At 71.5% G+C, this 13,027-nt stretch carries 12 protein-coding genes; 11 read left to right on the forward strand and 1 reads right to left on the reverse strand.

Annotated features, from left to right (window positions below):
- Positions 1-36 precede the first annotated feature (36 nt).
- Entirely contained in the window at positions 37-1,269 is a 1,233-nt protein-coding gene (locus FHP06_RS01610; protein WP_147683144.1) for a DUF349 domain-containing protein, read from the reverse strand.
- Positions 1,270-1,332: 63 nt separating this feature from the next.
- On the opposite strand from FHP06_RS01610, the gene FHP06_RS01615 reads away from it, so the two are divergent.
- The 11 genes from FHP06_RS01615 to FHP06_RS01665 are packed head-to-tail and all read left to right on the forward strand — an operon-like array spanning position 1,333 to position 13,014.
- Positions 1,333-2,028: an MBL fold metallo-hydrolase gene (locus FHP06_RS01615; protein ID WP_147683146.1), complete on the forward strand. Its 696-nt coding sequence runs from the start codon at positions 1,333-1,335 to the stop codon at positions 2,026-2,028.
- Positions 2,025-3,356, forward strand: coding sequence for a histidine--tRNA ligase (gene hisS / locus FHP06_RS01620; RefSeq protein ID WP_147683148.1), 1,332 nt, complete (start codon positions 2,025-2,027; stop codon positions 3,354-3,356). The genes FHP06_RS01615 and hisS overlap by 4 nt, the downstream gene beginning before the upstream one ends.
- The gene (aspS, locus tag FHP06_RS01625; protein ID WP_147683150.1) at positions 3,353-5,125 is read left to right on the forward strand and encodes an aspartate--tRNA ligase; all 1,773 of its coding nucleotides are present in this window, start codon (positions 3,353-3,355) and stop codon (positions 5,123-5,125) included. The genes hisS and aspS overlap by 4 nt, the downstream gene beginning before the upstream one ends.
- Before the next feature lie 9 nt (positions 5,126-5,134).
- The gene (locus FHP06_RS01630; protein WP_187271738.1) at positions 5,135-6,532 is read left to right on the forward strand and encodes a replication-associated recombination protein A; all 1,398 of its coding nucleotides are present in this window, start codon (positions 5,135-5,137) and stop codon (positions 6,530-6,532) included.
- A gap of 10 nt (positions 6,533-6,542) precedes the next feature.
- Complete coding sequence (locus FHP06_RS01635; protein WP_147683152.1) at positions 6,543-7,001, forward strand: hypothetical protein; 459 nt, start codon at positions 6,543-6,545, stop codon at positions 6,999-7,001.
- Entirely contained in the window at positions 6,998-7,279 is a 282-nt protein-coding gene (locus tag FHP06_RS01640; RefSeq protein WP_147683154.1) for a DUF6167 family protein, read from the forward strand. The genes FHP06_RS01635 and FHP06_RS01640 overlap by 4 nt, the downstream gene beginning before the upstream one ends.
- A complete protein-coding gene (gene alaS / locus FHP06_RS01645; protein ID WP_147683155.1) occupies positions 7,279-9,939 on the forward strand; it encodes an alanine--tRNA ligase in 2,661 nt (886 codons plus the stop codon). Before FHP06_RS01640 ends, alaS begins: the two co-directional genes overlap by 1 nt.
- Positions 9,940-9,941: 2 nt before the next feature.
- The gene (gene ruvX / locus FHP06_RS01650; protein ID WP_147683157.1) at positions 9,942-10,388 is read left to right on the forward strand and encodes a Holliday junction resolvase RuvX; all 447 of its coding nucleotides are present in this window, start codon (positions 9,942-9,944) and stop codon (positions 10,386-10,388) included.
- 8 nt (positions 10,389-10,396) lie between these two features.
- Entirely contained in the window at positions 10,397-11,527 is a 1,131-nt protein-coding gene (gene mltG, locus FHP06_RS01655) for an endolytic transglycosylase MltG (RefSeq protein WP_147683159.1), read from the forward strand.
- Positions 11,527-12,330: a shikimate dehydrogenase gene (locus tag FHP06_RS01660; protein WP_147683161.1), complete on the forward strand. Its 804-nt coding sequence runs from the start codon at positions 11,527-11,529 to the stop codon at positions 12,328-12,330. The genes mltG and FHP06_RS01660 overlap by 1 nt, the downstream gene beginning before the upstream one ends.
- A gap of 9 nt (positions 12,331-12,339) precedes the next feature.
- A complete protein-coding gene (locus FHP06_RS01665; RefSeq protein ID WP_147683163.1) occupies positions 12,340-13,014 on the forward strand; it encodes a prepilin peptidase in 675 nt (224 codons plus the stop codon).
- The last annotated feature ends 13 nt before the right edge of the window (positions 13,015-13,027 follow it).

The following is a 13,027-nucleotide window of genomic DNA, read 5'->3' on the forward strand; positions in this document are numbered from 1 at the left end:
TCTCTCGTCAAGGGGCCGGAATCCTCTCGTCAGCGGTTACGAGAAGTCGGCCTGGGCCTTCTGGGCCATCTCGAGGAAGGACTCGCGCGACTTCAGCGACTCCTCGAGCTCGGCGATCTTCTTGGCGTCCTGGCTCGCCTGGGCGCGCTCGAGGGCCTCGCGGGTCTCGTCGATGGCGCGCTGCAGCTTGCCGATCATGTCGTCGGCGCGGGCGGACTTCTCCGGGTCGGTCTTCTTCCAGGCCTCGTCGCCGGCGGCGCGGACGGCTTGCTCGACGGCACGGAGCCGCCCCTCCATCTCCTTGACGCGGGCGCGGGGCACCTTGCCGGCGGCCTCCCAGCGGTCGGCGATGTCGTGCATCGCGCGGCGGGCGGCCTCCAGGTCGGTGATCGGCAGCAGCTTCTCCGCCTCGAGGAGGATCTGCTCCTTGACCACCGCGTTGGCCTCGTACTCCTGGTCGAGCGCGGCGTTGGCCTCGTCGCGGGCGGTGAAGAAGACGTCCTGCGCAGCACGGAACCGCTTCCAGAGCTTGTCCTCGACGTTCCGCGGGGCCGCGCCGGCCGCCTTCCAGCGGGTCATCAGGTCGCGGTACGCCCCGGACGTCGGTCCCCAGTCGGTGGACGACGAGAGCGCCTCGGCCTCGGCGATCAGCTTCTCCTTGACGACGGCCGCCTCCTCACGCTGGGCGTGCTGCTCGGAGAAGTGCGCCTTGCGGCGACGCGTGTACGTGGTGCGGGCGGAGCTGAACCGGTGCCAGAGCTCGTCGTCGGTCTTCCGGTCGAGTCGGGCGAGGGTCTTCCACTCGTCGAGCAGGGCGCGCATGCGGTCGGCCCCGCCGCGCCAGTCGGTGCCCGCGGCGATGGCCTCGGCCTCATCGGCGATGCGTGCCTTGGCGGCCTGGGCCTCCGCGACACGGGCCTCCTTCTCGGCCTTCTGCTTCTCGCGGTGCTCGGCGATGACCGGCTCGAGCGCGTCGAGGCGCTTGAGGAGCCCGTCGAGGTCGCCGATGGCCTGGGCGCCGTCGACCTGCTCCCGCACGGTGGCGACGGCCTTGGCCGCGTCGTTGGGGCCGAGGGTGCCGCCCTTGAGGCGCTGCTCGAGCAGCTCGACCTCGATCTCGAGACCCTCGAAACGCCGCACGAACAGGGCCAACGTCTCCTGGGGATCGCCGCCGGGCCACTGGCCGATCTCGCGCTCACCGTCGGCCGTCTTCACGAAGGCACGGCCCTCGTCGTCGACGCGTCCCCACGCGTGCTCGGCGGAAGTCATGCGGGACAGTCTAGGAGGACGCGGCCGTGCTTCGGCATTCTGACCTCGCGTACCCTGTCGGTCGTGCTTCTGACGTCCTTCCCAGCGGGTCCGCTGCAGGCCAACTGCTACGTGATCTCGCGCGGTCCGGGAGCCGGTTGTGCGCTCGTCGACCCCGGCATGGACGCCATGGACGGCGTGCACACGGTGGTGTCCGAGCAGAACCTGACGCCGCAGGCCGTGCTCATCACGCACGGCCACTTCGACCACATGTGGTGCGCCCAGGACGTCGCCGCCGAGTACGGCTGCCCGGTGTGGATCCACCCGGACGACCGGCACCTGCTGGCCGACCCGATGGCCGCCATCTCCGGGGAGTCCGCGGCGATGCTGCGGGCCCAGCTGGGCATGCACGACCTGCCCACGTTCGCCGAGCCGGCCGACGTCCGCGACGCCGTCGACGGCGCCACGATCGAGGTCGACGGCCTGACGTTCACCGTCGACCACGTGCCCGGCCACACGCCCGGCACCGTCGTCTACCGGATCCCGTGGGACGGCCCCGAGGAGGTCTCGGAGCTGATGTTCTCCGGCGACTTCCTGTTCCAGGGCTCGATCGGCCGCACGGACCTCACCGGCGGCTCGCACCCGCAGATGGAGCAGAGCCTGCGCGACCGCGTGCTGCCGCTCGCCGACGACATCGTCGTGCTGCCCGGCCACGGCCCGCAGACGTCGATCGGCCGCGAGCGCGTCACCAACCCCTTCCTCCTCGAGCTCAGCGCATGAGCAAGTTGTCCGGGTTCCCCGAGCTGCTGCCGGCGGAGCGGAACGTCGAGCTGTACGTGCTCGACCACCTGCGCCGGGTCTTCGAGCTGCACGGCTTCGCGAACGTCGAGACGCGAGCCGTCGAGCCGCTCGAGACGCTGCTTAGCAAGGGTGAGATCGACAAGGAGGTCTACACGCTGCGGCGCCTGCAGGCCACGGACGAGGAGTCCGACGCCGGCGACACCTTGGCTCTGCACTACGACCTCACCGTGCCCATCGCCCGTTACGTCGTCGAGAACGCCAACGCCCTGGAGTTCCCGTTCCGTCGCTACCAGATCCAGAAGGTGTGGCGGGGGGAGCGGCCGCAGCAGGGACGCTTCCGCGAGTTCACGCAGGCCGACATCGACATCGTCGGCCGCGACACGCTGCCGTTCCACGCCGACGTCGAGATCGCCCAGGTCATGGGCGAGGCGCTCGCCGGGCTCCCGGTCCCGCACCTGACGCTGCAGATCAGCAACCGCAAGGTGCTCGAGGGCTTCTACCTCGGCCTGGGCGTCGCCGACCCCGTCGCGGTCATGCGCATCGTCGACAAGCTCGACAAGGTGCCCGCCGACGCCGTCAAGAAGATGCTCACCGACGCCGGCCTGTCCGACGACCAGGCGCACGCCTGCCTCGCCCTGGCCGACATCCGCGCCACCGACACCTCGTTCGTCGAGCAGGTGCGCGCCCTCGGCGTCACCCACGACGTCCTCGAGACCGGGCTCGACGAGCTGGCGAGCGTCGTCGGCGCGTGCCGGCCGGTCGACGGCGTCACGGTCACCGCCGACCTGCGGATCGCGCGCGGCCTCGACTACTACACCGGCACCGTCTTCGAGACGCGCATGGCGGGCTACGAGTCCCTCGGGTCCATCTGCTCGGGCGGGCGGTACGACCAGCTCGCCGCCGACAACCGCAACACGTACCCCGGCACCGGCATCTCGCTCGGCATCTCCCGCCTGCTCGTGCCGCTGCTGGCCGACGGGCTCACCAGCGACCGCTCGGTGCCGTCCGCCGTCCTGATCGCCCTCGTCGACGAGGAGTCCCGCGCGACCAGCACGGACGTCGCCCAGCGGCTCAGGGCCCGCGGCATCCCCACCGAGGTCGCGCACAAGGCCGCCAAGTTCGGTCAGCAGATCAAGCAGGCCGAGCGTCGCGGCATCCCGTACGTGTGGTTCCCGCCCGCCGCGGGCACCGACGGCCAGCACAGCGTCCGGGACATCCGCTCGGGCGAGCAGCGCGACGCGGACCCGGACAGCTGGCTGCCGCCCACCACCGACCTCACGCCCCAGATCAAGGAGCCCACCTCGTGATCCGTACCCGCCAAGCCGGAAGCCTGCGCGCGAGCGACGTCGGCGACCAGGTCACCCTCGCCGGGTGGGTCGCCCGGCGCCGCGACCACGGCGGTGTCGCCTTCATCGACCTCCGCGACGCGAGCGGCGTGGCGCAGGTCGTCATCCGCGAGGACGTCGCGCACCAGCTGCGCGCGGAGTACTGCCTCAAGATCGTCGGCACCGTGTCCGAGCGTCCCGAGGGCAACCAGAACGACAAGCTCCCCACCGGTGCCATCGAGGTCATCGCCGACGACGTCGAGGTGCTCAGCGCGGCCGCCCCGCTGCCGTTCCCGATCGACGACCACATTGACGTCGGCGAGGAGGCGCGGCTCAAGTACCGCTACCTGGACCTGCGCCGCACCGAGCCGGGCGAGGCGCTCCGCCTGCGCAGCAAGGTGAACCGTGCGGCCCGCGCCGTGCTCGACGCCCACGACTTCGTCGAGATCGAGACGCCGACGCTCACCCGCTCGACGCCCGAGGGCGCCCGCGACTTCCTGGTGCCGGCCCGCCTGCGCCCGGGCAGCTGGTACGCCCTGCCGCAGAGCCCGCAGCTGTTCAAGCAGCTGCTGATGGTCGCCGGCATGGAGCGCTACTACCAGATCGCGCGCTGCTACCGCGACGAGGACTTCCGCGCCGACCGCCAGCCGGAGTTCACCCAGCTCGACGTCGAGATGAGCTTCGTCGAGCAGGACGACGTTCTCGCCGTCGCCGAGGAGATCCTCACGGCGCTCTGGGCCCTGATCGACGTCGAGGTGCCCACCCCGCTGCCGCGGATGACGTACGAGGAGGCCATGCGCCGCTTCGGCACCGACAAGCCCGACCTGCGCATGGGCCAGGAGCTCGTCGAGTGCACCGAGTACTTCGCCGACACCCCGTTCCGGGTGTTCCAGGCGCCGTACGTCGGCGCGGTGGTCATGCCGGGTGGCGCGTCGCAGCCGCGGCGCCAGCTCGACGCCTGGCAGGAGTGGGCCAAGCAGCGCGGCGCCAAGGGGCTCGCGTACGTGCTCGTGCAGGAGGACGGCGAGCTCGGCGGCCCCGTGGCCAAGAACCTCACCGACGCCGAGCGCGAGGGCCTCGTCGCCCACGTCGGCGCGCAACCCGGCGACTGCGTCTTCTTCGGCGCCGGCCCGGTGAAGTCGACGCGAGCGCTGCTCGGTGCCGCCCGGCTCGAGATCGGTCGTCGCTGCGACCTGCTCGACGAGTCGGCCTGGAGCTTCCTGTGGGTCGTCGACGCCCCGCTGTTCGAGCCCACCAGCGACGCCACGGCCGCCGGCGACGTCGCCGTCGGCTCCGGCTCCTGGACCGCCGTGCACCACGCGTTCACGTCGCCGCAGGACCTCGACACGTTCGACACCGATCCGGGCAACGCGCTGGCCTGGGCCTACGACATCGTGTGCAACGGGAACGAGATCGGCGGCGGGTCCATCCGTATCCACCGCGAGGACATCCAGAAGCGGGTGTTCGCGATCATGGGCCTGGACGAGGCCGAGGCGCAGGAGAAGTTCGGCTTCCTGCTCGAGGCGTTCAAGTACGGCGCCCCGCCGCACGGCGGCATCGCGTTCGGCTGGGACCGCATCTGCGCCCTGCTCAGCGGCGCCGACTCCATCCGCGAGGTCATCGCGTTCCCGAAGTCCGGCGGCGGCTACGACCCGCTCACCGCGGCTCCCGCGCCCATCACGCCGGAGCAGCGCAAGGAGGCCGGCGTCGACGCGAAGCCGGAGCCGAAGGACGTCAGCACCGACGACTAGGCTCACCGCGTGAGTGACGACGGGCTGTTCGACCTGCCGGATGCGCCCGCGCCCGCCTCCGGTGGAGGCGGCGGCAGCCTGGCCGGCAACGCCCACTCGTCGGCTCCGCTCGCGGTCCGCATGCGGCCGCGCACGCTCGACGAGCTGGTCGGGCAGCAGCACCTGCTCGCACCGGGTTCGCCGCTGCGCCAGGTGATCGACGGCGACCAGCCGCTCACCCTGCTGCTGTGGGGGCCGCCGGGCACCGGCAAGACCACGATCGCGTCGCTGATCAGCCGACACACGGACCGCCGGTTCGTCGAGGTCTCGGCGGTCTCGGCCGGGGTCAAGGAGGTCCGCGACGTCATCGCCGGCGCGCGCCGCGCCCTGGCCAACGGCGTCGAGACGGTGCTGTTCGTCGACGAGGTCCACCGCTTCAGCAAGACGCAGCAGGACGCGCTCCTGCCGGGCGTCGAGAATCGCTGGGTCTCGCTGATCGGCGCCACCACGGAGAACCCGCACTTCAGCGTCATCTCGCCACTGCTCAGCCGGTCCCTGCTGCTGACCCTCGACTCGCTCACCGACGCGGACATCGCCGAGGTCATCGATCGCGCCCTCGTCGACGAGCGCGGGCTGAAGGGGGCGGTCACCCTCACCGGCGACGCCAAGGACCACCTCGTCCGGCTGGCCGGTGGTGACGGGCGTCGCGCCCTCACGTACCTCGAGGCCGCGGCCGGCGTCGCGAGGAACCAGGACCGCACCGAGGTCACGGTCGACGACGCGGCGCTCGCCGTCGACCGCGCGGCCGTCCGCTACGACCGCCAGGGCGACCAGCACTACGACGTCATCAGCGCGTTCATCAAGTCCATCCGCGGCTCCGACGTTGACGCCGCCCTGCACTACCTCGCCCGGATGATCGAGGCGGGGGAGGACCCGCGGTTCATCGCCCGGCGCCTGATGATCTCGGCGAGCGAGGACATCGGCATGGCCGACCCCACCGCGCTCACCACGGCGGTCGCCGCGGCGCAGGCCGTCGCGCTGATCGGCTTCCCCGAGGCACGCCTCACGCTCGCGCAAGCCGTGATCGCCCTGGCGACGGCGCCGAAGTCGAACGCCGTCATCCGTGCCATCGACGCCGCCTCGGCCGACGTCCAGGCGGGGAAGGTCGGCGCCGTCCCGCCCGCGCTGCGCGACGCCCACTACGCCGGGGCCAAGAAGCTCGGCCACGGGCACGACTACATCTACTCGCACGACGACCCACGCGGCGTCGTAGCCCAGCAGTACGCGCCCGACGACGTCGACGGCTCCGTGTACTACGAGCCGAGCGAGCACGGCGCCGAGGCGGCGCTCGGCGAGCGGCTCGAGCGCATCCGGGCCATCCTGGGCGATCGTCCTGGGGCCGGTGAGCCGCGACGCCGCGACGAGTAACCTCGTACCCGTGCCTCTCGACGTCCTGCTCCTGGTCCTGACCGCCGCGCTGGCGGCGGTGGCCCTTGGTGCTGCCGTCGTGGCTGTCCGGGCCTCGCGCCGACGTCCGCCGGAGCCGGAGCCGGGATCCGTAGAGCCTACCCGGCCCGCGGTGCTCGTGCCGCTGCCCGACCATCGCGACGCGTCCGTGGTCCCGCTGGTCACACGCGTCGTGGACGACCGGATCGTGGCGCCGCCCACCGAGGCGCAGGTGGTCAACACCGCGCTCGGGCGTCCGCAGGTCCGGCTCGCGGTGGCGATCCGCGGCGTGGCCTACGCGCTGCGTGCCGAGAGCCGTGACCGCATCGTCGCGATGATGCGCCGCGAGTACCGCCGTCGCCGCACCGAGCGTCTGCGCGCCGGGCGCCGTGCTGTCCGTGCGGTTCGTCCTGCTCCTGCCGATCGCTGGATGGGGGAGATCGAGTCATGAAGCGCACCACCTGGTTCGTGGCCGGCGCCGCGGCAGGCCTGTACGCCAGCGTGAAGGCCAAGCGAGCCGCCTACCGCCTGTCGATGCCCGGCTTGATCGACCAGGCCGCCGCCCTCGGCGTCGGCGTCCGCGCCTTCGCCTCCGAGCTGCGCACCGGCATCGACCAGGAGGAGCAGCGCGTCGCCGCCCGACTCGGCGGGGGTGCCGGGCCACGGGCGGCAGATGACGCCGAGCAGCCGCTCCGCACGCCCACCCCGATCGAGAGAGACACCGCCTGATGGAGACCGCGGAGATCCGCCGTCGCTTCCTCGCCCACTTCGAGAACGCCGGCCACACGGTGGTGCCGTCGGCCCCGCTGCTGTTCGACGACCCCAACCTGCTGTTCGTGAACGCGGGCATGGTGCCGTTCAAGCCGTACTTCCTGCAGCAGGAGACGCCGCCGTTCGACCGCGCCGCGAGCGTGCAGAAGTGCGTGCGCACGCTCGACATCGAGGAGGTCGGCAAGACCACCCGGCACGGGACGTTCTTCCAGATGAACGGCAACTTCTCGTTCGGCGACTACTTCAAGGAAGGCGCCATCGAGCACGCCTGGAACCTGGTCACGGGCTCCCTGGAAGACGGGGGCTACGGCATCGACCCGGACACCATCTGGGTCACGGTGCTGGAGAGCGACGACGAGGCGCGGGAGCTGTGGCGCAAGGTCGCCGGGCTGTCCGACGAGCGCATCCAGAGCCGCGGGCTGCTCGACAACTACTGGCACATGGGCATCCCGGGCCCCGGCGGGCCGTGCAGCGAGATCTACGTCGACCGCGGTGCCGAGTTCGGCCCCGACGGAGGGCCCGTCGTCGACGAGGACCGGTTCCTCGAGATCTGGAACCTCGTGTTCATGCAGGAGGAGATCACCAACGTGCGGGCCAAGGACGACTTCGACGTCGTCCAGCCGCTGCCGAGCAAGAACATCGACACCGGCATGGGCCTGGAGCGCGTGGCGTACCTGCTGCAGGACAAGCACAACCTCTACGAGATCGACGAGGTCTTCCCGGTCATCGAGAAGGCCGCGGAGCTCTCCGGCCGCCGGTACGGCGCCGACCACGAGGACGACGTCCGCTTCCGGGTCGTCGCCGACCACGTGCGCAGCGGCCTGATGCTCATCGGCGACGGCGTCACCCCCGGCAACGAGGCACGCGGCTACGTGCTGCGCCGCCTGCTCCGCCGTGCGGTGCGCTCCATGCGGCTGCTCGGCTACGAGGACCCCGCGCTGCCGGAGCTGCTGCCGGTCAGCCTCGGCAAGATGAAGGCGTCGTACCCCGAGCTCGAGCGCGACTTCGCGCGCATCTCGCAGATCGCGTACGCCGAGGAGGAGGCGTTCCGCCAGACCCTCGACAAGGGCACGCAGATCTTCGACGTCGCCGCGGCGTCGGCGAAGCAGGAGGGCGCCACCCAGCTCTCCGGCGAGCGCGCGTTCGCCCTCCACGACACGTACGGCTTCCCGATCGACCTGACGCTGGAGATGGCGTCCGAGCAGGGCCTCAGCGTCGACGAGGACGGGTTCCGTGCACTGATGTCCGAGCAGCGCGCCCGCGCGAAGGCCGACGCGAAGTCCAAGCGCGGCCAGCACGCCGACACCAGCGTGTACCGCGCGGCGCTCGACGCGAACGGTCCCACCGACTGGCAGGCGTACACGACGCTCACCACCGAGTCCCGGGTGCTGGCGCTGCTCGCCGAGGGCGGCAGCGTGCCGGCGCTCGGTGCGGGCACCGTGGGCGAGGTCGTCCTCGACCGCACGCCGTTCTACGCCGAGTCCGGCGGCCAGAACGCCGACGCCGGCACCATCTCGTGGGACGGCGGTCGCGCGGAGGTGCTCGACGTGCAGCGCCCGGTACGCGGTCTCGTCGTCCACCATGTGCGCGTGCTCGACGGCGAGCTCACCGTGGACGCCACGGTCGAGGCGCAGGTCGACCCGGAGTGGCGGCTCGGCGCCCGCCAGGCACACTCCGGCACCCACGTCGTGCACGCCGCGCTCCGCGAGGTGCTCGGCCCCACGGCGCTGCAGTCCGGCTCGTACAACCGCCCCGGCTACCTGCGGCTCGACTTCGGCTGGAACGGCGCGCTGTCCCGGGAGCAGCTCCACGACGTCGAGGAGGTGTCCAACCGCGCGCTGCGTGAGGACCTCCCGGTGTCGGCGGCCGTCATGCCGCTGGCGCAGGCCAAGGAGATCGGTGCGCTCGCGCTGTTCGGCGAGACCTACGGCGAGGACGTCCGCGTCGTCGAGATCGGCGGCCCGTGGTCGCGCGAGCTCTGCGGCGGCACCCACGTCGACCGGTCGTCCCAGATCGGCACCGTGGTCCTGACGTCCGACAGTTCCGTCGGCGCCGGCAACCGGCGCGTCGAGGCGGTCGTCGGGATCGAGGGCTTCCAGTACCTCGCCCGCGAGCGCGACCTCGTGCAGCAGGTCAGCACCCTCCTGAAGACCAGCCCCACCGACGTCCCGGCGCAGGTGCAGAAGCTCGTCGACCGGCTCAAGGCAGCGGAGAAGGAGCTCGAGAAGCTCAAGTCCGCCGAGCTCGTCGGCGCCGCGGCCGACATCGCGAACGCGGCCGTCGACGTCAACGGGATCGCCTTCGTCGGCCACCGGGCCGAGGGCGCCGGCGGCGGCGACGTCCGCTCGATCGCGCTCGACGTGCGGGGACGGCTGCAGGGCCGCCCGGCGGTCGTGGTGGTCATCGGCACCGGTGGCGACAAGCCGTCGGCCGTGGTCGCGGTCAACGACGCCGCGCAGGAGCGGGGCCTCTCCGCGAACGACCTCATCGGCGTGATCGGCCCGCACATCGGCGGGCGCGGCGGCGGCAAGGCCGACGTCGCGCAGGGTGGCGGCACCGACCTCGGCGGCATCGAGGCGGCCCTCACCGCAGCCCAGGCGCACGTGGCCAACGCCTGATCATGAGATCAGGCCGGCGGGTTGGTGTGGACGTGGGCGACGTCCGCATCGGCATCGCCGTCTGCGACCCGGACGGGATGATCGCGACCCCGCTGGAGACCGTTCCCGCAGGTCCGGACGCCATCGGCCGTCTCACGGCGATCGTGGCCGAGCACGAGCCGCTCGAGTGCGTCGTAGGTCTGCCGCTGTCGCTGAACGGCCGGGAGGGCCCGGCCGCCGGAAAGGTGCGGGCGTTCGCCACCGCGTTGCGCGACGCGATCGCGCCCGTGCCTGTCCGCCTCTTCGACGAGCGGATGTCTACGATGACTGCGGACGGGCAGCTCCGTGAGAGCGGACGGTCCGGTCGAGGAAAGCGCGCGATCATCGACCAGGTGGCGGCCACGGTGATCCTCCAGGGGGCGCTGGACGCCGAACGCACACGGGGGACCGCCCCCGGCCAGACCTTGTGAAGGATGCGATGAGCCACAGCAGCGGGATCGACATGCTCAGCGGAGGTTCGGGACGCGGCGGACGTCGCGCCGAGCGGCCACCCCGTGGCGGCGGACGAGGCTTCGGCACGATCATCGTGCTCGGCCTGATCGTCGTCGCCCTGTTCTTCGGCTACCAGAAGGCCAAGGACGTGTTCGGCGGCCCGGACGACTACAGCGGAGCGGGCACCGGGTCCGTCACGGTGGAGATCCCGGCCGGCGCGAACGGCCAGCAGATCGCGAACATCCTGGCGAAGCAGGACGTCGTGAAGAGTGCCGAGGCGTTCTACCAGCTGTCCATCAAGGACGAGCGCGCGCAGACCATCCAGCCAGGCTTCTACAACCTCAAGAAGCAGATGTCGTCCGAGTACGCGCTCCGGGCGCTGATCGACCGCAAGAACCGGGTCGAGGGTAAGGTGACCATCCCCGAGGGTGCCCGCGTCGGCCAGATCGTGACGCTGATCGCGAAGAACACCGAGATCTCGGAGAAGGCGCTCACGACCGCGCTCGAGAAGCCGGACACGCTCGGCCTCCCCGCCGTGGCGAAGGGCAACCCCGAGGGCTACCTCTTCCCGGCCACGTACACGGTCGAGCCGGGCACCACGGCCACCCAGCTGCTGAAGCAGATGGTGAAGAAGACGCTCGACACCGCGAAGAAGCTCGACATCGGGGAGCGGGCCCAGGCGCTCGGGCTCAGCGGCGAGGAGGTCCTCACCGTCGCCAGCATCCTGGAGTACGAGGCGAAGAAGGACGAGGACTACCCGAAGGTCGCCCGCGTCCTCTACAACCGGCTGAAGATCGGGATGGCCCTGCAGCTCGACTCGACGGTGTCGTACGTGAGCAAGCGCAAGGGCGACGTGTTCACCACGCAGGCCGAGCGCGACGACCCGTCGGAGTACAACACGTACCAGCACACCGGCCTGCCGCCCGGACCGATCGGATCGCCCGGCGAGAAGACCATCGAGGCCGCGCTGAACCCGGCTGAGGGGAACTGGCTGTACTTCGTCGCCATCAACCTGGAGACCGGCGAGACGGTGTTCTCGGAGACCAAGGCAGAGCACGACCGCGCGGTGGAGAAGCTGCGCGACTACTGCCGGTCCGCCGACGACAAGATCTGCTGATGACACGCTGCGCCGTTCTCGGGTCGCCGATCGGGCACTCGTTGTCCCCGGTCATGCACCGGGCCGCGTACGCCGCGCTGGACCTCGACTGGACCTACGAAGCCGTCGAGGTCCAGGAGGACGGACTGCCGGCGTTCCTCGACGGTCTCGACGACGGCTGGCGCGGATTCTCCGTCACGGCACCGCTCAAGCGGGCCGCGGCCCGGCTGGCCACCAGCGTCGACGACGAGGTCGATCGACTCGGGGTGGCCAACACCGTCCTGCTCGACGGCGACGGCCGCTCGGCCCACAACACCGACGTCCCCGGCGCCGTGGCGGCGCTGGCCGAGCGCGGCGTCGAGGACGTCGAGCTCGTGCGCATCCTCGGCGGGGGAGCGACGGCGGCGTCGTTCGCCAGCGTCGCCCAACGGATGGGTGCCCGGCGTGTCGAGCTGTTCGTGCGGGAGCCGTCGCGAGCCGTGGACGCGGCCCAGGTCGCCGAGAAGCTCGGGCTGGAGGTGGGGGTCCGGACGATCGACAAGCCGATTCTCGACGTGGCCGAGCTGCTGGTGTCGACGGTCCCGTCCGACGTCATCGGCTCGCGCAGCCACGAGCTCGTCGAGTCGGCGCGAGCGGTCTTCGACGTCGTGTACGACCCCTGGCCGTCCCGCCTGGTGGAGGCGGCGGTCAGCGCCGAGCGACCCGCGGTCTCGGGGATCGACCTGCTGGCGCACCAGGCCGCGCTGCAGGTCGAGCTGATGACCGGGCGCACCGTGGACGTCGCGGTGCTCCGCGACGCCGCGCTTGACTCCCTTCCTGACTAGGCTGCGCGGGTGACTGTCCTGCTCGCCGCGCTCGCGGCTGCCCTGATCGGTGCCGTGGGACCGCAGGCGATCCGCCGACTTCCCGAGCCGGAGCCCGATCCCGAGGACGACGAGGTCAAGCCGCTCTACGCCGACATCGCCGACGCGCGACTGCTGGCCGTGTGGCTCGCCGTCGGGTCGGCCGCCGCGGCTGCGCTGGTCGCGTGGCAGGTCCCAGACGAGCTGGTCCCCGCATGGGTGCTGTTCTGCGCGATGGGGTCGTGGCTGACGTACATCGACCTGCGCACCCGGTACCTCCCGTTCCTGCTGACCGTCCCGCTGCACGTCGGCGTGCTCGCGCTCGTCGCGCTGGCCGCCCTCCTGTTGGACGACTGGGACGTCCTCCTCCACGGAGTCGTCGGCAACGCGGTCGTGTTCGGCGCGTTCTGGCTGATCCACTTCGTCGGCCGGTTCTTCCGCGGCGGGAGCTTCGGCTACGGCGACGTGCGGCTCGGCGGCATCATCGGCCTCGCCCTCGGAGCCCTCGGGTCGCAGCCCACGTTCATCGGCACGTACGCCGGCTGGCTGCTCGGCGCGATCTTCGGCGTCGTGCACACGATGCGCACGCGGCGGGGCATCCGGTCGTCCTACGCGTTCGGTCCGTACCTCGTCATCGGCGCCGTCATCGGAGCAGCGACCTCCTAGCAGGACCCGCGTG

This window comes from Aeromicrobium terrae, assembly GCF_008039565.1.
In the GTDB taxonomy this organism is placed as follows: domain Bacteria; phylum Actinomycetota; class Actinomycetes; order Propionibacteriales; family Nocardioidaceae; genus Aeromicrobium; species Aeromicrobium terrae.

Coding starts and splice junctions, on each gene's coding strand:
- FHP06_RS01610 (WP_147683144.1), bottom strand. CDS start 1,269: ATGACTTCCGCCGAGCACGCGTGGGGACGCGTCGACGACGAGGGCCGT.
- hisS (WP_147683148.1), top strand. CDS start 2,025: ATGAGCAAGTTGTCCGGGTTCCCCGAGCTGCTGCCGGCGGAGCGGAAC.
- FHP06_RS01640 (WP_147683154.1), top strand. CDS start 6,998: ATGAAGCGCACCACCTGGTTCGTGGCCGGCGCCGCGGCAGGCCTGTAC.
- alaS (WP_147683155.1), top strand. CDS start 7,279: ATGGAGACCGCGGAGATCCGCCGTCGCTTCCTCGCCCACTTCGAGAAC.
- ruvX (WP_147683157.1), top strand. CDS start 9,942: ATGAGATCAGGCCGGCGGGTTGGTGTGGACGTGGGCGACGTCCGCATC.
- mltG (WP_147683159.1), top strand. CDS start 10,397: ATGAGCCACAGCAGCGGGATCGACATGCTCAGCGGAGGTTCGGGACGC.
- FHP06_RS01660 (WP_147683161.1), top strand. CDS start 11,527: ATGACACGCTGCGCCGTTCTCGGGTCGCCGATCGGGCACTCGTTGTCC.